The organism is Citrobacter sp. C5_2, from assembly GCF_014596845.2.
GTDB classification, from domain to species: Bacteria; Pseudomonadota; Gammaproteobacteria; order Enterobacterales; family Enterobacteriaceae; genus Citrobacter; species Citrobacter werkmanii.
The window spans coordinates 1,705,078-1,722,830 of the sequence record NZ_CP115032.1 but is presented as its reverse complement, the minus strand read 5'-3'; the positions used below and the strand labels follow the sequence as shown (position 1 = coordinate 1,722,830).

Annotated in this window: 25 protein-coding genes; 12 read left to right on the top strand and 13 right to left on the bottom strand. The window is 50.0% G+C overall.

The window, feature by feature from the left end; all coding sequences use genetic code 11:
• The first annotated feature begins 127 nt into the window (after positions 1 to 127).
• From ICA20_RS08255 to ICA20_RS08220, 8 genes are read left to right on the top strand one after another with little or no spacing between them, the layout of a single operon-like run.
• Complete coding sequence (locus ICA20_RS08255) at positions 128 to 667, top strand: hypothetical protein (protein ID WP_038642152.1); 540 nt, start codon at positions 128 to 130, stop codon at positions 665 to 667.
• Positions 655 to 831, top strand: a complete 177-nt coding sequence (locus ICA20_RS08250) for a hypothetical protein (protein ID WP_001253787.1) — start codon at positions 655 to 657, stop codon at positions 829 to 831. Before ICA20_RS08255 ends, ICA20_RS08250 begins: the two co-directional genes overlap by 13 nt.
• Positions 828 to 1,082, top strand: a complete 255-nt coding sequence (locus ICA20_RS08245) for a hypothetical protein (RefSeq protein WP_038642154.1) — start codon at positions 828 to 830, stop codon at positions 1,080 to 1,082. Before ICA20_RS08250 ends, ICA20_RS08245 begins: the two co-directional genes overlap by 4 nt.
• Entirely contained in the window at positions 1,079 to 1,423 is a 345-nt protein-coding gene (locus ICA20_RS08240) for a hypothetical protein (RefSeq protein ID WP_038642156.1), read from the top strand. Before ICA20_RS08245 ends, ICA20_RS08240 begins: the two co-directional genes overlap by 4 nt.
• Entirely contained in the window at positions 1,416 to 1,859 is a 444-nt protein-coding gene (locus ICA20_RS08235) for a hypothetical protein (RefSeq protein WP_038642158.1), read from the top strand. Before ICA20_RS08240 ends, ICA20_RS08235 begins: the two co-directional genes overlap by 8 nt.
• Position 1,860: 1 nt before the next feature.
• Complete coding sequence (locus tag ICA20_RS08230; RefSeq protein ID WP_038642160.1) at positions 1,861 to 2,424, top strand: 3'-5' exonuclease; 564 nt, start codon at positions 1,861 to 1,863, stop codon at positions 2,422 to 2,424.
• 50 nt (positions 2,425 to 2,474) lie between these two features.
• The gene (locus tag ICA20_RS08225) at positions 2,475 to 2,684 is read left to right on the top strand and encodes a hypothetical protein (protein ID WP_001096408.1); all 210 of its coding nucleotides are present in this window, start codon (positions 2,475 to 2,477) and stop codon (positions 2,682 to 2,684) included.
• 2 nt (positions 2,685 to 2,686) lie between these two features.
• Entirely contained in the window at positions 2,687 to 3,868 is a 1,182-nt protein-coding gene (locus ICA20_RS08220; RefSeq protein ID WP_038642163.1) for a phage integrase Arm DNA-binding domain-containing protein, read from the top strand.
• A gap of 126 nt (positions 3,869 to 3,994) precedes the next feature.
• Here the strand turns inward: ICA20_RS08220 and ICA20_RS08215 are convergent, their stop codons facing one another.
• Positions 3,995 to 5,059 carry a RelA/SpoT domain-containing protein gene (locus ICA20_RS08215; protein ID WP_051594529.1) on the bottom strand — a complete coding sequence of 355 codons (1,065 nt, stop codon included), beginning with the start codon at positions 5,057 to 5,059 and terminating at the stop codon, positions 3,995 to 3,997.
• A gap of 1,098 nt (positions 5,060 to 6,157) precedes the next feature.
• Between ICA20_RS08215 and ICA20_RS08210 the strand changes: the two genes are divergently transcribed.
• From ICA20_RS08210 to narP, 4 genes are all read left to right on the top strand, one after another.
• Entirely contained in the window at positions 6,158 to 6,718 is a 561-nt protein-coding gene (locus tag ICA20_RS08210; protein WP_051594530.1) for a hypothetical protein, read from the top strand.
• Complete coding sequence (locus ICA20_RS08205; protein ID WP_071888157.1) at positions 6,715 to 7,059, top strand: putative T6SS immunity periplasmic lipoprotein; 345 nt, start codon at positions 6,715 to 6,717, stop codon at positions 7,057 to 7,059. Before ICA20_RS08210 ends, ICA20_RS08205 begins: the two co-directional genes overlap by 4 nt.
• 2 nt (positions 7,060 to 7,061) lie before the next feature.
• The gene (locus ICA20_RS08200) at positions 7,062 to 7,559 is read left to right on the top strand and encodes a type VI secretion system tube protein Hcp (protein WP_038642167.1); all 498 of its coding nucleotides are present in this window, start codon (positions 7,062 to 7,064) and stop codon (positions 7,557 to 7,559) included.
• A gap of 494 nt (positions 7,560 to 8,053) precedes the next feature.
• Positions 8,054 to 8,701 carry a nitrate/nitrite response regulator protein NarP gene (narP, locus tag ICA20_RS08195; protein ID WP_038642169.1) on the top strand — a complete coding sequence of 216 codons (648 nt, stop codon included), beginning with the start codon at positions 8,054 to 8,056 and terminating at the stop codon, positions 8,699 to 8,701.
• A 101-nt stretch (positions 8,702 to 8,802) separates the two neighbouring features.
• On the opposite strand, the gene ICA20_RS08190 is transcribed toward narP, so the two are convergent.
• The 12 genes from ICA20_RS08190 to napG form a co-directional block, all read right to left on the bottom strand.
• A complete protein-coding gene (locus ICA20_RS08190) occupies positions 8,803 to 9,852 on the bottom strand; it encodes a cytochrome c-type biogenesis protein CcmH (protein ID WP_038642171.1) in 1,050 nt (349 codons plus the stop codon).
• A complete protein-coding gene (dsbE, locus tag ICA20_RS08185; protein WP_003834613.1) occupies positions 9,849 to 10,406 on the bottom strand; it encodes a thiol:disulfide interchange protein DsbE in 558 nt (185 codons plus the stop codon). Before dsbE ends, ICA20_RS08190 begins: the two co-directional genes overlap by 4 nt.
• Positions 10,403 to 12,358, bottom strand: a complete 1,956-nt coding sequence (locus ICA20_RS08180) for a heme lyase CcmF/NrfE family subunit (RefSeq protein ID WP_038642174.1) — start codon at positions 12,356 to 12,358, stop codon at positions 10,403 to 10,405. The genes dsbE and ICA20_RS08180 overlap by 4 nt, the downstream gene beginning before the upstream one ends.
• On the bottom strand, positions 12,355 to 12,834 hold the full coding sequence (gene ccmE, locus ICA20_RS08175; RefSeq protein WP_038642175.1) for a cytochrome c maturation protein CcmE: 480 nt from the start codon (positions 12,832 to 12,834) through the stop codon (positions 12,355 to 12,357). Before ccmE ends, ICA20_RS08180 begins: the two co-directional genes overlap by 4 nt.
• Entirely contained in the window at positions 12,831 to 13,043 is a 213-nt protein-coding gene (ccmD, locus tag ICA20_RS08170; protein ID WP_005129320.1) for a heme exporter protein CcmD, read from the bottom strand. The genes ccmE and ccmD overlap by 4 nt, the downstream gene beginning before the upstream one ends.
• Positions 13,040 to 13,777 carry a heme ABC transporter permease gene (locus ICA20_RS08165; RefSeq protein WP_038642178.1) on the bottom strand — a complete coding sequence of 246 codons (738 nt, stop codon included), beginning with the start codon at positions 13,775 to 13,777 and terminating at the stop codon, positions 13,040 to 13,042. The genes ccmD and ICA20_RS08165 overlap by 4 nt, the downstream gene beginning before the upstream one ends.
• A gap of 75 nt (positions 13,778 to 13,852) precedes the next feature.
• Positions 13,853 to 14,512, bottom strand: a complete 660-nt coding sequence (gene ccmB, locus ICA20_RS08160; protein WP_038642180.1) for a heme exporter protein CcmB — start codon at positions 14,510 to 14,512, stop codon at positions 13,853 to 13,855.
• Positions 14,509 to 15,129 (bottom strand): cytochrome c biogenesis heme-transporting ATPase CcmA, encoded by a 621-nt coding sequence (ccmA, locus tag ICA20_RS08155; RefSeq protein WP_038642182.1) that lies wholly within the window; start codon positions 15,127 to 15,129, stop codon positions 14,509 to 14,511. Before ccmA ends, ccmB begins: the two co-directional genes overlap by 4 nt.
• Before the next feature lie 20 nt (positions 15,130 to 15,149).
• Positions 15,150 to 15,752: a cytochrome c-type protein NapC gene (gene napC, locus ICA20_RS08150; RefSeq protein WP_003027548.1), complete on the bottom strand. Its 603-nt coding sequence runs from the start codon at positions 15,750 to 15,752 to the stop codon at positions 15,150 to 15,152.
• 9 nt (positions 15,753 to 15,761) lie between these two features.
• Positions 15,762 to 16,211, bottom strand: coding sequence for a nitrate reductase cytochrome c-type subunit (gene napB, locus ICA20_RS08145; RefSeq protein WP_038642185.1), 450 nt, complete (start codon positions 16,209 to 16,211; stop codon positions 15,762 to 15,764).
• Positions 16,208 to 17,071: a quinol dehydrogenase ferredoxin subunit NapH gene (gene napH, locus ICA20_RS08140; protein WP_038642187.1), complete on the bottom strand. Its 864-nt coding sequence runs from the start codon at positions 17,069 to 17,071 to the stop codon at positions 16,208 to 16,210. The genes napB and napH overlap by 4 nt, the downstream gene beginning before the upstream one ends.
• A complete protein-coding gene (napG, locus tag ICA20_RS08135; RefSeq protein WP_038642189.1) occupies positions 17,058 to 17,753 on the bottom strand; it encodes a ferredoxin-type protein NapG in 696 nt (231 codons plus the stop codon). The genes napH and napG overlap by 14 nt, the downstream gene beginning before the upstream one ends.

The following is a 17,753-nucleotide window of genomic DNA, read 5'->3' as shown; positions in this document are numbered from 1 at the left end:
TGCTCTGCATTAAATCCCCGGCGCCGCGGGGATTTATTGAAGCGTAATTCCATTAATTATCGCCACACGGCGAGGGATTCGTGCAACCAAAATCTGCGCGGTGCAGCGCGCCAATATGGAGAAAACCATGAGCTACATTCAGACATTATCCGGTAAAAAATTTAACTACCTGACCGCCACAATCGACGATATCGATGTTGAGGATATCGCGACTGCTCTTTCCAACATCTGTCGATTCGCTGGGCATCTGCCAGAGTTCTACAGCGTAGCCCAGCACTCTGTGCTTGTAAGCCAGATTGTGCCGCCAGCGTTCGCCTTCGAAGCGCTGATGCACGACGCTGCTGAGGCATATTGCCAGGATATTCCGGCCCCGCTCAAAGCCTTGCTGCCTGACTACCAGCGCATGGAAACTTATATTGATGGTCTTATCCGCTTTAAATTCGGTATCCAGCTTGAGCAAGCTGCCGTCGTGAAATATGCCGATCTAACCATGTTAGCTACCGAGCGCCGTGATCTGGAAATCGATGACGGTTCGAAGTGGGAAATTCTCGAAGGTATTCCTTGCTCTGATCTCGTTCAGGTTATCCCCCTCCGTCCTGGACAAGCCTATGGCCTGTTCATGAACCGCTTTAACGAACTGGTGGAGCAGCGCCAATGCGCCGCATGAAGGTAAAAGAACTCGTTGCGGAGGCTTTTGCCTCCGTTGCTGAATTGCCACCGAAGCATGCACCGCTTATGCGCGAAGTAGCCACCAGACTGGAAGCTACGTTCGCAGCATTAAAAGAGTCTCTGGTGCAACTGGAACAGGAACGTAAAGGTAAAACGCCATGACCGTATTTGAATATCTCCAGGCTCACCCCAACGCCACCAGCGCTGAAATAGCTAAGGGTTTAAACAAAAAAACAGCTTCGATCGCTGGTTCGTTATCGCAACTCTATACCACTGGCCGGATCGTTAAATCGGGTATTCGCAATGGTATTCCTACATACCGTATTAACGATATGCCGTTTGGGTGCAGTAACAGCTTAACCATGATGTTTAACCAGCTATTAAACACAGCCAGAAAGGGAACTGCACAATGAGTAAATCTCTGAACGCACGTTGCATCCGTCGCTGGACCGTCGAATTTAAAGGCCGCTGCGACTCGAAACATAGCCCGTATTGGCGCAAGCGCGACCTGCGCGGTTACATCCGTGAAGCGGCACTAACTACAGCTTATTGCATGGTTGAGCGTATGGCTGAGAACAATGCCAGGGTTGCTTTTTTCGGGTACCTGTACGGTTGGTCGCCTGAATTCTCAGCCTGGTACGATGAACGCCGTGAGTCATATCTGAAAGAAGCCCGGCGCACACTCAATAAGAACGCCACCAATGACGAAATCGACGAAGAGATTCAGAACGAGCTGGAGGCATGGAATGACTAAAAGCACAAACCACCCGGCTCACGGTCCTGTATCAGTCGAGCGCCTGCATCAAATACGTGAACACCTGCAGCATGATACCCAGTACTCAAACGGCGGGAACAGAGCTTACATTCTCGCTGATATGTTAAATGTGATTGATGAGGTGCTGGCATCGAGGAACGCAGAGCCAGTATTTTTCATCGAGGTTGACGGAGACGACTGGATTCAGGCTGGCAGGATTCCGGGCAGTACGTTTGATTTTAATAATCTGCCGGATGGCGTCAATAAGCTCTGGGCCGCCCCGCAGCCAGCGCCAGTAGTGCCGGATGAAAAGCCGATGCCAGAAGCGTCGAAAATGCATGCGATAGACGCTGTAGCTGCAATCGCTGAAGTCAGGGGATGGAACGCCTGCCGCGCCGCAATGCTTAAAGCAGCACCAAAACAGGAGAATATTTAACGTGAACAATTTAATGATCGACCTCGAATCCATGGGCAAAAAACCGAATGCCCCTATCGTCTCAATTGGTGCCGTGTTCTTCGATCCGCAAAGTGGTGAACTGGGTCAGGAGTTTTACACCGCTGTTAATCTTGAAAGCGCTATGGAGCAGGGAGCGGTGCCGGATGGTGACACTATTCTGTGGTGGTTAAGACAAAGCTCAGAAGCACGATCAGCAATCTGTGTTGATGATGCGATGCCGATATCATCTGCCCTATCTGAACTGAGCCATTTCATTAATCGGCATTCTGATAACCCAAAATATTTAAAAGTTTGGGGCAATGGAGCTACTTTCGACAACGTTATATTGCGCGGCGCATATGAACGCGCCAGCCAGGTTTGCCCGTGGCAATTTTGGAACGATCACGACGTCAGAACCATCGTCACATTAGGCAGAGTTGTGGGTTTCGATCCAAAGCGAGATATGCCATTCGATGGGGTTGCACATAACGCACTGGCCGATGCCCGCCACCAGGCCAAATACGTTTCAGCAATTTGGCAACGTCTACTGCCCCACCAACAATAATTTATAAATATGTAAGCCCGGGTGCAGCCGGGCTGTATGGAGAATCTGTCATGGCAAAACTTATGAAGGCGAGTCAGTGGGGTAAACGCGAATTTACCAAAGACTCGATCCCGGATAATCGAACCATTAAACGTTGGGTTGAAAACGGACTTCTCACAGGCAAAATCGTAGACGGATCTGTTTGGGTCTGCGAGTCTGAAAAATGGGGGGTCGACTCAATGGTTAATCATACGGTTCGCCAGCTTATCAGTGAGGGCTAACCATGGCAGCCAGGCCAAGAAAAAGAGAATACCGCCATCTACCCGAATATCTAATATTCGATAAAGATCGCGGCGTTTATAAATTTACGCTTATAACTGGGAAAAAAAAGAATATCGGTAAAGACAGGGCTGTAGCGATAGCTATAGCCCGTGAATACAACCTCAGAATGAGGCCTGCAAATGTACCATCAGTAGAAATACTTGTCCGTGAATCTGGCGGGGTAACGGGTGAAGCAAAACCATTCGCTGAACACGTAGATCATATTATGGAGCGGGCGATTGAGAATGAGCGCCCTTCACAGAATACACTCGACGATTGGAACAACGATGCTCTGAGGGTGAAAGAATTCTTCATCAGCATGCCAGCTTGCGATATTGAACTGGAGCATGTGAACGCCTATATAAACCACTACCATGCCGAAGCATCAGCAAACGTACAAAACAGGAAAGTCAGCTTTCTTAAAAAACTATTCTCGTATGCAGTCGATGAATCGCTAATGTTCGATAACCCGGCAACCCGTAAAAAAATGCGTAGGACAGAAGAGAAGAAACGCCAGCGCCTCTCACTTGATAACTTTAAAGCTATCAGGCGCGCAGCTGAACCATGGTTACGGACCGCGATGGATTTGGCATTGCAGACAACACACGCACGATTGGAGGTTTCACGGATCCGTTACTCCATAAGAGAGCCTAAAGACGGCATCTGCGGGTGTCTATGGTTAGCACAACCAGAAAACGGTATTTATGGGACGCTATACATCCACAGGCAGAAAGTACAAAAAAAAGAGGCATCTCACGTTGCAATCCCGATTGGGGAAGAGTTGAAGCGGATAATTGACGATAGTCGAGATAATGTTGCCAGTCCGTTTGTCGTTCACAGAATCCCAGAACGGCAGGTTAAACGCAGCAAAGAGGTTTCACACCCTACTCAAGTTGCACCGGATTATTTAAGTCGGTCGTTTTCAGCTACGCGTGACATGCTAGGTTTATGCGACCATCTACCGATGGACGAAAGACCAACCTTTCACGAAATCAGAGCGCTGGCTGCGCATCTTTTCGATCAGCAGGGTATCGATCCACAAGGGCGAATGGCACATAGCGATGCGAAATCAACAAAGATCTACACGCAAAACCATATCGATTGGGTCGTCGTTCCGCATGGAGAAATTAAATCCAATTGCTGAACATAATCTCCATAATTTATTTTCGCGACTTCATAAGCTGACGTTTTTCACTAAACCAACAAGAAATGACATTTAAAAGGCCATCCGAAATGGATGGCCAAACATAGAAGCAAATAAATTAATACTTCAGTTATTTTGATTGTTAGCAGAGAAAAGACTTATTAATTTGTTTGCTTTCTCTTGAGGCATGAAGTTAGCATAAAATAATCTCATTTCTTCTGCATAATCATCACTTTCATCAGCAACTATAGCCCAATTCAAATCTGCTTTTCTACTTAACGCTTCAAAATCATGGACAATCATTATATCACGCAAAAAGCCGTAAATATTATTATCAGGGTTATGTTCCATTGATGCTTCAACATAATTAGTAGGTAGGGCATCTGCAATAGACTTAAAATCTTTCAACCCGATATATTTTAGCTCCTCAATAATTTCTTTAGTGGTTTCTCCACCCCAATCTTTTACTTCAGCCAATTCAAATCCAATTTTTTTCGTTATCTCTTGAACAAATTTATAAAGATTTATAGAGTTAATCTCTTGAGTGAATAACTGAGTTAAATCATTATTTTTGATTGAATCCTTATACTCTTCAATAGATTTTACAATATCGGAAAATCCCTCATCTGCTATCTCAAGCATGCCTGAAAAAAGATTGATTTTTCTTTGTATTTGCAGTGGTAAATTGGCACCTAGTTTATAATTTCTATCATGTGTTAATTCTGCCCAAGCATGCTGCAGCATTGTCCTAACTTGAATCTCACAGGTTAGACCTGAAATATACTCATACTCTTTTAAAAGGGTTCTGTCTTCACCTATGTCACATACATAATGTACAGACCTATATCCAATTTTATCTGATGAAAGTCTACTTTCATTGCTCATACTATTACTCTCATCGATATTGAAAGTAGATTTTATAATCTCACTCACTTTAGCTATATCTGATTCAAGATAAAGTATAACCCTCACTCCAGAAATATCAGTAAGTTCTTCAGTAGGTTTTTTATATTTTTTACGACCAACCTTTTCAAGAATCCCTTCTTTAGTCTTAGTTCTATAACCAACTGAAAGATAATCAATTTTGTTTTGCTGCAATAAATTCTCAATTATAAAAGCAATATGCTTACCTAAAAGTTTAAATTTAGGCAAGCTAGTATCAATCCATTCGTTAAAATCAATCTCTTTCATATTCGAACCTTTATTATTAATAATAAATCTTTCGCATTATAAAAACAATAATTAAACTCAATATCAAGACAACTTGATGATTTATGTAAGACAATATAACTATAAATTATTCAATTATCAATCGATGCATTGCACAGAATGAAATTTGAAATAAATTACTACATCCCTCTGATTATTTTTATCTTTATGACACGACAACGCGATCTCACTCACAAAACTGACTGGCCTACAAATATAATTCATTGCAATCATTACAAAACTAATATATTCAATTTAATCTAAAACATCTAAACAGCATGGGGAGAAACCACCACCTAACCCATTGATGTATATAGAGCAGATTTTGTCAAAAAAGCACTGTTTGTTTATACATGCGATTAGCACCTACCACCAGCAACGGTGCGGCTTCCAGCGTTTTATAGTCGGTGTCATGGGGTGTCGGGGGTCGGAGGTTCAAATCCTCTCGTGCCGACCAAAAATCCCAATAAAACCAACCCTTGTGGTTGGTTTTTTTATGCCTGTTTTCTGAACGGGGAATTACTGGGGAAGAAAGCCATTAAATGTTGTACCCGCCCCCTGGCCGCCCGCGAATAGCTGCGGATGGAGGTTCCTGGGAGAAAGGGCGAAGAAACCGCAGTTCATAGTATAGTGCCGGTTGATAGATCTTTCTGGCACGTGGTGACACGCGCCATTTTTGTTCTCATGATTAAACTATCAATCATCATCCAAACCAAAAAGCTTGCCTAATTTGGATACTTTCTGCTTCTTATGATAAGGACTCGCGTCTTTATAAGCTTGCGCCTGAGTCTCTCCAGCCCTTTCGATAGAATAGTTGGTCTGATAGTTGCGCTGATTAGCCATATACTCTTGATAGCAAACATTGCGATCTATGCCCATGGCCTGACAACGGTTAAGACGTTCTGCCTGACTAACACAACCAGAAAGCATGGAGACAGAAGAAACTTATTCAGTAAACAGATGATTTATAATAATTTAATTTTAAAGAATTCAGAATTTATCCCGGAAAGAAACATTCCCAATGCTTTAGAGTAGGAGTACGATTAGCGCATAAAACAGTACAAATAATATGGATATACTATGTCCGTAAACGGAACAATAAATCCCACGTCGGGAACTCCCATAGTCCCCGGAGGGGTCAGGCTACTTACAATAGGAGAGATTGCACTAGCCAGGACGCTGTTTGGTGAGAGTATTATCTATAGCAAGGTGTGGGTACACCGTGAAAGCTATCTCCCCTTCAACTTACAACCCGTAGATATTGCCATGACACCAAACGGTGAACTTTGGTTTAGAGAGGGTACGTATTCACCTGATTTTTCATTAGATATACTAGAGAAAAAACACAGATTCATGCATGAGATGGTTCACGCCTGGCAAGCACAGAAAGGTATGTTTGTCAGAACCAGAGGTTTATTCTCTCGTTTCGCTGATTACAGTTACAGTTTAGATAAGGCTGACTTTCTTCATTACGGATTAGAACAGCAAGCATCAATAGCCAGTGATTATTGGTTGATACAAGCATTTGGGCTTAACAGAGATACTTACGCCCTGGTTAAATACCGTAACCTCAATTCTAATGACTCTATTCATTCAATATTATCTATATATAAATCTGTTATGAAAGGATTCCCTGGATGAAAAGATTAATAATAATGCCATTGGTATTAATGCTATCTGGATGCCCCGGAGGTATGCCTGCACCACACCCAAGAGTTACTTTTATAAATGGCAATTATCTTTGTTTTAGCACTGATCAAAAAGATGTATTGAACTACTACCGAATCGAGTCGAGTCGGAGCAAGGGATATCACATTGAAAAATCCGAATATGACTTACAACTTTCATATCCGAGTGATTGCATTGATTTTAAATGGAGTTATGGTTATTCCTATACAGTGTCATATGGATTAAATGGCAAGGACTATGTACATAAATTTTTTATTGATAATAATGGACAGCTAACAAATATGGTGTATTAATTATGTCATTACCAGCTTATTTGTTTTTATATGATGAAAACGGAATGCAGATTCCGGGAGATTGTTTATCCTTAGGCCGTGAAGGTGCTATAGAAGTCATGAATAGTAGTTACGGTGTTAGACAGCCTGTTGATAGCAACACTGGCAGCATGACAGGCTGTAGGCAGCATGATCCCGTAATTGTGCATAAGCAACTTGATAAAGTCAGCCCTTACCTGGCTGTAGCTGTTTGTGAAGGGAAGAGACTGCAAAAGGCAGTCATTAAATATTATGAGACTATAGAAGCAGGGATCGAAGTAGAGATTTATAATATTACTCTGGAGGATGTCGTTATATCCTCTGTAGATTTTACACATGTCTACTATCCTGGTAGTTCATCTCCTAATATGCATGAGGTAGTAGGTCTTAGATTCCGTGACATTAAATGGAATTATGTTAGAGGGAATATTAAATACAATGATGCCTGGATGAAACCAGCAAAAAAAGAACAGCAACAATAAATAAACGGGCATCACGCGCCCTCTATTTCATCAATCAATTTTAAACTCAACAATATCAGAACGTGGGTAACGTTTTTGTACCTGGGTACCCATTCCTGATGAAGAACGACGGCTGATGCGTAAAGACGTACGGGTCGATCCTCAATGCTCCAGATTGTTACACCATAACCATTTGTGAACGTTGGTTCTCAATAAGGCGCTGTAACTATACATTACTGACAGAACCGTAACCGTATGCAGGATCGGCCCGATTACAGACACTGAAAAGTTATGCCATAGCCTGATCCCATTTTCCCCCGCCCCCCAGCACCCTCACGGCGTCTTACCGTTCTTGAACCTCACATTGTCCATGTATTCTCCCTCTCTTCAGCACAGGTTTTACTACTTACCCATGCACAAATTGGGGTAAAATTTATCCTCTCATCAGCGCGATGAATCTGGACGATTGATGCGCTGAAAACAATAATGATACTAATAAAACTCAGGAGAATAGTATGCCTGAAGCAACGCCTTTTCGGGTGCTGATTGTCGATGACCACCCACTGATGCGGCGGGGAATTAGTCAATTATTGCAACTGGATCCCGCATTTAACGTAGTAGCTGAAGCAGGTGACGGCGCAAGTGCGATCGATCTGGCAAACCGTCTGGACCTTGACGTGATCCTGTTGGATCTCAATATGAAAGGTATGAGTGGGCTGGATACCCTGAATGCGCTGCGTCGGGACGGTGTGACCGCACAAATTATCATTCTGACCGTTTCGGATGCCGCCAGCGATGTATACGCCCTAATTGACGCGGGTGTGGATGGTTATTTGCTCAAAGACAGCGATCCTGAAGTCCTGCTGGAAGCCATTCGCAGCGGAGCCAAAGGCGGTAAAGCGTTCAGTACACGCGTCAGTGAATATCTGCGCGAACGCGACCTGTTCGGCGCACAAGAAGATCCGTTCAGCATTCTCACCGAACGCGAGCTGGATGTATTACACGAACTGGCTCAGGGGCTGTCGAATAAACAGATTGCTTCAGTGCTGAATATTTCCGAACAGACGGTGAAGGTGCATATTCGCAACCTGCTGCGCAAACTCAACGTGCGCTCTCGCGTTGCTGCCACTATTCTGTTTTTGCAAACGCGCGGTATGCAATAACCAGATATTGCCCGATAGCGCTACGCTTATCGGGCCTACACGTCACGTGCATCGCCAGGCCGGATAAGACGCGTTGCGTCGCCATCCGGCATCTTCCACTCTTACTTCTCCTGCGGCGTTAGCTGCTCCATCGCCTGTTTAATACTGCGCTCGATTACCGCCCGACGGGTATCGTTGGCGGGTAATAATTTCAGCATCATCTCCCACGCCGCAACCGCTTCGCCGAAGCGCTGCTGTTCGAAAGCGTTAAACGCGTACATGCTCAATACGCGCACGTTGGCATGTTCGCCGCGTATTAGTTGACGTAACAGCTCCCCGCCCCGACGGTTATCATCAGGGTCGGATGAACGGGTCAGCGCTTCCGCATAGCCCAGCGCCGCATCGCTGTTTTTCGGATCCAGCCGATAAGCATTGGCATAGGCTTCAGTAGCCGTGCTGGCGTTGCCGAGCACCATGCCAATACGTCCAAGCATAATCCAGCCTTCAACGTTTGCGGGATCGGCCTGTAAGCGAGTGCGCAGCCCCAGCGCCAGACGCGTCATGTCTTCTTCATTCAACGGGTCGGCTTTTGGATCCAATGCCCGCTCCAGTAGCATAGGTGCCTGAGCGGTGGCCTGTTGCCAGACCTGCACCTGTTTATAGTTCCCGGTTTGGTAATAGCTCACCGCGCCGACCACCAACGCCACCACGATGCCGGGCACAAAGAGTCCGAATCCACCGCGCTTGCCATCCGGGATGATGTCATCAGGAAACTCTTCTTGTTTCACCCGCACGCGTCGGCGAGTACGGGCGAAAATAATCCAGCCCCCGAGACCAATCGCTACCACCGGCATCACCCACAGCAGCACGGTCAGCGGAGTTAACGGAGGATCGTAAGTGACGAAGTTACCGTAGCGCGCCACCATGTAGTCAACAATCTCTTTCTGACTTTTGCCTTCCTGCATCAGTTCGTACACTTTCTGCCGCAGGTCGGTGGCAATCATTGAGTTAGAGTCGGCAATGCTGTTGTTCTGACACTTAGGACAACGCAGTTGCTCGGTAAGCTGGCGGAACTGCTGCTCCTGCGCTTCATCCTTAAACTGCATTACATCGATAGTCGCCAGCGCGGATCCCGAGATAACCAACATCAGCAGGCCCAATAAAAATCTCATTGCGCAGCCTCCTTACTGTACTTGTCCCACAGCGGTTTGATCTCGCTTTCCCACACCCGGGCGTTAAGATCACCGGCATGGCGATAGCGAATAATACCTTTCCCGTCGATCAGGAATGTCTCCGGCGCGCCGTACACGCCAAGATCGAGGCCGAGCATACCGTCGCCGTCAAACAGACTTAATGAGTATGGATTGCCCAACTCTTTCAACCAGACAATGGCTTTCTGACGATCGTCTTTATAGTTCAGACCCACTACCCTTACGCCTTGCGCAGACAGCTGATTCAGATACTGATGCTCGGCGCGACAGGTCGGACACCAGGTCGCCCAGACGTTCAGCAACACCGGCTTGCCCTGCGTCAGCACATCGGCCTGATAATGCTGACCCGGGTTTTCCAGCGATTCCAGGCGGAACGTCGGAACAGGTTTGCCGATCAACGCCGACTCCAGATTAGTAGGGTCGTCTCCCTGCGCGTTACGCGCTAACTGCCACAGCAGCGCTGCCGCAATAATGAGAAAAATAATAAACGGAATTAACAGTGCGTTGCGCTTCATACAGCCTCCGACGCATTTTTTTGCACCGCGGCGCGAGGGCGCGTGCGCTGGCGATAGCGTGGATCAAACAGGCAGAACACCCCGCCCAGCGCCATCAGCAATCCTCCGGCCCAAATCCAGCGAATAAACGGTTTGTAATACAAACGTACAGCCCATGCGCCGTTATCCAGCTCTTCACCCAGCGCAGCATACAGATCGCGCGTGAACCCGCCGTCAATCGCCGCTTCAGTCATCATCGAACTGGTGCTGTTATAGAAACGTTTTTCCGCATGCAGCGTGGCTGCCGGTTTACCATCATGCGTGACGCCAATAATGGCGACCCCGCCCCGGTAGTTTGGTCCGGTAATATCTTTCACTTCACGGAAAGTAAACTGATAGTCATGGATGCTGACGCTATCACCCGCTTTCATACGGACATCGCGTTCCACGCTGTAATTCTGGCTAAAGGCAATACCAACAATGGTAATCGCCAGCCCAACGTGAGCCGATACCATCCCCCAGTAGCTGGGCGTCAGCTTCGTTCCACGAGAAATGCGCAGGTACGCTTCGGACATGGCCAGCACAAAAATCCAGCACGCCATCGCCAGCCCCACCACCGTCATGGCGGCAATACGATCCTCAAACAGCCACGGCAACAGCAGCGACAGAATTAGCGTGGTGACAAACGCGATAATCAGTAACGTTTTCAGTTTACGCGGTCGGTCACGGCCCCAGCGCACTAATGGCCCAATGCCCAGCAGCAGCGCAAACGGCGCCATCAGCCAGGTAAACATGGTATTGAAGAACGGCTCGCCAATCGAAATGCTGCCCAGCCCAAGCTGTTTGTGCACCAGCGGCAGTAGCGTGCCCAATAACACCACCAGCATAGCGGCGATCAGCAGAACGTTGTTGCCCAATAGCAGCGATTCACGCGACCACAGCGCGTTGTTTACCCGCGAGCGAACCTTATGCCCACGCACTGCAAACAGCAGCAGGGAACCGCCAATCACCAGCACCATAAAGGCCAGAATAAACATCCCTCGCGACGGGTCAGAGGCGAAAGCATGCACCGAAACCAGTACGCCGGAGCGTACCAGGAAAGTCCCCAACAGGCACAGCGAGAAGGCGCAGATTGACAGCAGCAGCGTCCAGGCTTTGAAGCTGGCGCGCTGTTCGGTTACCGACAGCGAGTGCATCAGGGCGGTGCCCACCAGCCATGGCATAAAGGAGGCGTTCTCAACCGGATCCCAGAACCACCAGCCGCCCCAGCCCAGCTCGTAATAGGCCCAGGCCGAACCGAGTACAATCCCCAGCGTCAGAAACACCCACGCCGCCAGCGTCCATGGACGCGAAAAGCGAGCGAAGGTGCTGTCCAGACGCCCGCTCATCAACGCGGCGATCGCAAACGCGAAAGCTACCGAGAAACCGACATACCCCATGTACAGCAACGGCGGATGGAAAATCAGTCCCGGATCCTGCAACAGCGGGTTCAGATCGCGCCCTTCAACAGGGAAATTGGGCAACGTGCGGGCAAACGGATTAGAGGTAAAGAGAATAAACAGCAGGAAGCCGACGCTGACCATCCCCATCACCGCCAACACGCGGGCGACAATGTCCAGCGGCATACGCTGACTGAACGCCGCGACGGCGAACGTCCAGCCGCTCATCAGCAGCACCCACAGCAGCAGCGAACCTTCATGCGCGCCCCATGTCGCTGCCACCCGGTACCAGACAGGAAGCTGGGTATTGGAGTTACTGGCGACGTAGGTCACGGTAAAGTCATTAACCACGAAGGCATTAACCAGAATCAGGAACGCTCCCATCACGCAGATAAACAAGACCCAGGCAAAGGGCCGTGCTGAGGCCATCATCCGCACGTCGCCGCGCGCCACGCCCCACAACGGATAGACCGACAGCAGTAGTGCAACGCCAAGCGCAAGGCACAACAGCGCATTGCCAATTTCCGGCATCATGACGTTTTATCCTTATAAACACTTTCCGGGCGACGGTGGTTTTCCTGCATTGCTTTTTCGACTTCCGGCGGGGTGTAATTTTCATCATGTTTGGCCAGAACCTCTTTAGCCTGCACATGATTTCCCTTGTCCAGCTCGCCCTGAACAACGACCCCCTGCCCTTCGCGGAACAGGTCCGGCAAAATGCCTTCATAGGTCACATCCACCACACCTTCGGCGTCATAGATGCTGAAAGTTACTTTTAGCGATTGCGGATCGCGCTTCACGCTGCCCGGCATCACCATCCCACCCACGCGCAGACGCTGACCGACTTCAGGCATCTGCTGTGTCTCGCGCTTACCGTAGAGTATCTCTCCCGGGGTGTAGAACAGATCGATATTGGAACGCAGCGCGTAGAGCACCAGCGAAATGGTCAACGCCAGACCTGCCAGTACCGCGCAGGCTATCCATAGCCGATTTTTACGTCGAATATTCACGCCGCCTCCCGTTGTACTTGCGCTGCGCGCATGCGCGCTTCCCTCGCCCGCTGCTGGGCCACACCGCGTAAAATTGCGCGATGCTGTAACGCAGAATGTAGCACCAGCACCAGCAGCGGAATAACGCTCATGGCGACAGCCAGCCAGACATACAAGGCGTAACCGCCCATCGCGAAAAAATCACTCCATGATGCAAATGCAGGGGTCATTGGCGGCCTCTTTTTAAGATCAGTTCGCTCACCCACGGGCGGCGTTTTTCCATTATCAAAATCAGGTTACGCATGCGCATTAGCGCCAGCGTGACAAACAGCAACAGGTAACCGACAATCGCCAGACGCAGCGGTGCGCGCATTGCCGGATCGATACTTTGCTGCATACGGGTTGACCCCTGATGCAGCGTGTTCCACCACTCGACCGAGTAGTGAATAATCGGTAAGTTGACCACACCAATTAACACCAGAATACCGGCGGCACGCCCTGCCAGGCGGCGGTCGTCAAACGCATGCCACAATGCAATGGCGCCAACGTAGAGAAACAGCAACACCAGTTCAGAGGTGAGTCGGGCATCCCAGACCCACCAGGTTCCCCACATCGGTTTGCCCCATGCGGACCCCGTCACCAGCGCGATAAAGGTAAACACAGCGCCAATGGGCGCCATCGCAGCCAGCGCCAGATTGGCCATTTTCATCTGCCAGACCAGGCCGATAAACGCCGCAACAGCCATCGAGGCATAAATTCCCATCGACCAGATTGCCGCCGGAACGTGCAGATAAATGATGCGATAGCTCTGTCCCTGCTGATAATCAGCTGGCGCGAAGCCAAAGCCCCACACCCATCCGGTTATCAATACCACCGCGCTGGCAATCGCCAGCCACGGAATAAACCAGCCGCAGATCTGATAGAGCCGAGGGGGCATCGCCAATTGATGAAGTGTTTTCCACATAGTTCAGTCACCAGACTCCATTAATTAATATCCGTTTTGCCGGAGCGCCTTGCCCGGCCTGCAAATCCTGTCGCATTACTGCACGCTGATCCGTAACGCCGCAGCCGTGGCAAACGGGCTTAACGTGGCGCTGCCTACCAACAACGCCCCCAGAATCGCCATGTATCCTTCAACAGGCAAGTGCATGGAGGCCGCATCCATCGCCGCGGTCGCAAAAATCAGTAGTGGAATAGTAAGCGGGAGAACCAGCACGCTTAACAGCACGCCGCCGCGCTTTAACCCCACCGTCAGACCTACGCCAGGCGCGCCGAGAAAACCCAACGTCGGCGTGCCGAGCAGCAAAGTCAGCGCCATAATTTTCCAGCCGTACATATCCATGCCCAGCAGTAATGCCACCAGCGGAGAGAGGATTAACAGCGGCAAACCGGTTACGACCCAGTGCGCCATCACTTTCGCCAGCACGACCGCCGGAAGCGGCAGCGACAGCAGCATCAACTGCTCAAGGCTGCCGTCCTGTAAGTCATCACGAAACAAGCGCTCCAGCGCCAGCAATGACGCCAGCAGCGCCGCAACCCAGATAATGCCTGGCGCAATACGCGCCAGCAGCTGTGGCTCCGGCCCAATGCTCAGAGGAAACAACGTGATAACAATCAGAAAGAACCATAAAGGATTGGCGATTTCCGCACTATGACGAAACGCAACTCGCAGTTCTAAACGGAAGATTCGCCACATCATTGCGTTGCCCTCTCGCTGGTCAGCGCAATACGTCGCACTTTATTGGTCTCAACATTAAGCGGCTGGTGAGTGGTGAGAATGACAATACCGCCCTGTTCCGTATGCTGTGCCATACGCTGAGTCAGTCGCTCAACGCCGTTTACATCAATGGCGGTAAAGGGTTCATCAAGGATCCACAGCCGGGCGCGGGTCAGCCACAAACGGGCCAGCGCCACGCGCCGCTGTTGTCCGGCGGAAAGTTGATTTACCGGAATATCTTCGTATCCGGCAAGTCCCGCCTGCGCCAGCGCGTCCAGACACTGTGCGATGTCGCCATCGTGATGGAAAAAACGCAGGTTCTCCAACGCCGAAAGCCGGGTTTTTATCCCCGGCTGATGTCCGATCCACAGCAATTGCTGATGGTAGCTGTCCCGCACGTGATGCAGGGGTTGCTCTTGCCAGCAAACCTCCCCTGCGTCGGGACGCGCCAGCCCGGTAAGCAACCGCAGCAAAGTGGTTTTCCCCGCGCCGTTGCTGCCGGTAATTTGTACCCATTCCCCTGCGTTGACGCGAAATGACAGATCGCTGAACAGTATTCTGTCATCCCGCTCGCAAAGTAATTCTCTGGCTTCAAGCATACCTGGTTATCTACATCCTGTTAAAAGCCCGGTTTGACTTCGCGCATATCAGGCAATTTGTGCGCTATCCCTTTATGACAGTCAATACAGGTTTGCCCGTCTTTCACGGCCTGGTCATGCATTTTGGCCGCAACGCCTTTCTGGGCGGTTAAATCCATAAACTCGAAGTTGTGACAGTTGCGACACTCTTGCGAATTATTATCTTTCATACGCCGCCACTCATTTTGCGCCATCGTCAGACGATGATCTTCAAATTTCTGCGGTGTATCTATTAACCCCAGCGCCTTCGCGTACAGCTCTTTACTGGCCTTGATCTTACGGATCATTTTCGGGCCCCACTCATGTGGGACGTGGCAATCAGGGCAAGTCGCACGCACACCGCTGCGGTTGTTGTAGTGTACGGTTTCCATATATTCCTGGTACACCGTATTGCGCATTTCGTGACAGCTAATGCAGAACTCTTCCGTATTGGCCTTTTCCATACCGGTATTAAAGCCGCCCCAGAAAATAATGCCGCCCACAAAGCCGATTAACAACAGCGTGCCGAGCGCCAGACGGCTGGGGCGACGCCACCATTGCCAGACGCGCTTAATCCAGCCTGGTTTACGGTTAGAATTTTCCATAATGACCTCTTATTTCCCGTAACCTTTCGAGGGGGTGAAGGTATTTTCAACAATCGGCGCAGCGTCAGCCTGCGGGACGTGACATTGCAGACAGAAATAACGACGCGGCGCGACTTCAGCCAATACCTTGCCGTCGCTGTCCATAAAGTGCGTCGGACTGATGCGCGGCGCGCCGGTGGTGCGATAGCTTTCCACACCGTGACACTGCAGGCAGCGGTTAGTATTGGTCGTCACCTGATACCCTTCAACGCTGTGCGGAACCATTGGCGGTTGATTCACATAGTTCAGCGGCATACGCTCCTGCTCTTTCGGCATGCGAATCGCCCCTTCCTGCGTCCCTGAGACTTCCGGTGACTGGCTTAGGTCCACTCCGTTTGCAGCCCAAACGGCCCCACTGACGACCAGGGCAAGCAGGGCCGTCCATTGACTCAGCTTTTTAATCAGGTCATGGCTTTTCATGATTTCGCTCCCGAACTCCATCGTGTTGTTATTGTAAAAACATCCTCAGAACAGACATCCACGCAGCGACCGCAGGCCATGCAATCGCGACTGGTTACCTGCACCGGGCTTTGCTCATCCAGCACCGGCGCACGTAGCACATGCGGTTCCGGGCAAACATGAAAACAATCCATACAGCGGTTACATCTGTTACGTTCTTTTGCCGAAACGGTTAATGCACCTTTACTTCCCACCACGCTATACAGTGCGCCCAGTGGGCAGAGATGCCCGCACCAGCCATGCTCAACGACCAGTAGATCAAATAAAAACAGCGCCAGAATCAGCAGCGCTCCACTGCCAAATCCCATTATCAGACTCCGTCCGAGCAGAGAGACGGGATTTATCCATTCCCACAGCAGCGTACCGGTCAAGGCGGAACCGACCAGGATAACCACCAGCAGGACATACCGTATATAGCGCGGTAGGGTCGCGGACTGATTCAGGTCAAACCTTCTGCGTAACCAACTGGCTAAATCGGTGACCGGGTTCATCGGACAAACCCAGCTGCAAAACAGACGCTTACCCGCAAGGGCATACAGCACCGTGATGACGACCGCCCCCGTTAACGCAACCGTTGCCGGCAGGTGTCCGCTGGCCAGGCTTTGCAGCGTAATTAGCGGATCGGTGAATGGGACAGTATCCAACAGCAGGCTGCCACTGTAATTGCCATGCAGGATCCATACGCCAAGCCACGGGCCGCTCAGGAACATCGCCAGTATCAGAAACTGACTCAGACGACGCAGCAGCAGCCAGCGATGACTCTTCCACCACCCTTTTTTTGCCTGCGCTTCACGCCCGGCGTCACGTTTACGATTTGCCATTGTTCCCCTCCAGCCAGCCGAAGCGGTAATGGTGTCCTAACTCCCCTTTCGCCAGCGACAGTGGCAGCACTTTTATTGCTGGCTGCTCCAGTACGCAGACTTTTTCGCATTTCCCGCAGCCGGTACAGGCATCGCTATGGACGGTTGGAATAAACCGCGCATGCTTGCCGGTACGCATATTGCGGTCCAGCTCAAGGGTGATAGCCTCATCGATTTTCGGGCACTCGCGATAGCAAACATCGCAGCGTAGCCCTTGATAGTTGAGGCAGTTTTCGTGATCCAGCAGTACCGCCAGCCCCATACGCGAATCGTCAATGGATTCAATTTCCTTGTCCAACGCGCCACTGGGGCAGACTTTGGCGCACGGAATATCCTCACACATTTCGCAAGGAATATCGCGGGCGACAAAATACGGCGTACCAGCTGCCAGCCCGGAGGCCAGCGTCGCCAGTTTCAGCGTGTCATACGGGCATGCCTGAACGCACTGACCGCAACGCACACAGGCGCTGGCGAATGCCTCCTCGCTCAGTGCGCCAGGCGGGCGTAACCGCACGCCGGTTGCACGTGCGGTTTGCTGTTGTAACCCCAGCGCCACGCCAACGACGGCCAGCCCGCCCGCCGCGCGAACCATGTCGCGCAGAAAACGGCGGCGGCCATTTTGGGGTTTTGCTGACCGGGACAT

Bases quoted from the DNA above. Each gene is read 5' to 3' on its own strand.
- ICA20_RS08255 (WP_038642152.1), top strand. From the start codon at position 128: ATGAGCTACATTCAGACATTATCCGGTAAAAAATTTAACTACCTGACC.
- ICA20_RS08250 (WP_001253787.1), top strand. From the start codon at position 655: ATGCGCCGCATGAAGGTAAAAGAACTCGTTGCGGAGGCTTTTGCCTCC.
- ICA20_RS08245 (WP_038642154.1), top strand. From the start codon at position 828: ATGACCGTATTTGAATATCTCCAGGCTCACCCCAACGCCACCAGCGCT.
- ICA20_RS08240 (WP_038642156.1), top strand. From the start codon at position 1,079: ATGAGTAAATCTCTGAACGCACGTTGCATCCGTCGCTGGACCGTCGAA.
- ICA20_RS08235 (WP_038642158.1), top strand. From the start codon at position 1,416: ATGACTAAAAGCACAAACCACCCGGCTCACGGTCCTGTATCAGTCGAG.
- ICA20_RS08225 (WP_001096408.1), top strand. From the start codon at position 2,475: ATGGCAAAACTTATGAAGGCGAGTCAGTGGGGTAAACGCGAATTTACC.
- ICA20_RS08220 (WP_038642163.1), top strand. From the start codon at position 2,687: ATGGCAGCCAGGCCAAGAAAAAGAGAATACCGCCATCTACCCGAATAT.
- ICA20_RS08215 (WP_051594529.1), bottom strand. From the start codon at position 5,059: ATGAAAGAGATTGATTTTAACGAATGGATTGATACTAGCTTGCCTAAA.
- ICA20_RS08210 (WP_051594530.1), top strand. From the start codon at position 6,158: ATGTCCGTAAACGGAACAATAAATCCCACGTCGGGAACTCCCATAGTC.
- ICA20_RS08205 (WP_071888157.1), top strand. From the start codon at position 6,715: ATGAAAAGATTAATAATAATGCCATTGGTATTAATGCTATCTGGATGC.
- ICA20_RS08200 (WP_038642167.1), top strand. From the start codon at position 7,062: ATGTCATTACCAGCTTATTTGTTTTTATATGATGAAAACGGAATGCAG.
- narP (WP_038642169.1), top strand. From the start codon at position 8,054: ATGCCTGAAGCAACGCCTTTTCGGGTGCTGATTGTCGATGACCACCCA.
- ICA20_RS08190 (WP_038642171.1), bottom strand. From the start codon at position 9,852: ATGAGATTTTTATTGGGCCTGCTGATGTTGGTTATCTCGGGATCCGCG.
- dsbE (WP_003834613.1), bottom strand. From the start codon at position 10,406: ATGAAGCGCAACGCACTGTTAATTCCGTTTATTATTTTTCTCATTATT.
- ICA20_RS08180 (WP_038642174.1), bottom strand. From the start codon at position 12,358: ATGATGCCGGAAATTGGCAATGCGCTGTTGTGCCTTGCGCTTGGCGTT.
- ccmD (WP_005129320.1), bottom strand. From the start codon at position 13,043: ATGACCCCTGCATTTGCATCATGGAGTGATTTTTTCGCGATGGGCGGT.
- ICA20_RS08165 (WP_038642178.1), bottom strand. From the start codon at position 13,777: ATGTGGAAAACACTTCATCAATTGGCGATGCCCCCTCGGCTCTATCAG.
- ccmB (WP_038642180.1), bottom strand. From the start codon at position 14,512: ATGATGTGGCGAATCTTCCGTTTAGAACTGCGAGTTGCGTTTCGTCAT.
- ccmA (WP_038642182.1), bottom strand. From the start codon at position 15,129: ATGCTTGAAGCCAGAGAATTACTTTGCGAGCGGGATGACAGAATACTG.
- napC (WP_003027548.1), bottom strand. From the start codon at position 15,752: ATGGAAAATTCTAACCGTAAACCAGGCTGGATTAAGCGCGTCTGGCAA.
- napB (WP_038642185.1), bottom strand. From the start codon at position 16,211: ATGAAAAGCCATGACCTGATTAAAAAGCTGAGTCAATGGACGGCCCTG.
- napH (WP_038642187.1), bottom strand. From the start codon at position 17,071: ATGGCAAATCGTAAACGTGACGCCGGGCGTGAAGCGCAGGCAAAAAAA.
- napG (WP_038642189.1), bottom strand. From the start codon at position 17,753: ATGTCCCGGTCAGCAAAACCCCAAAATGGCCGCCGCCGTTTTCTGCGC.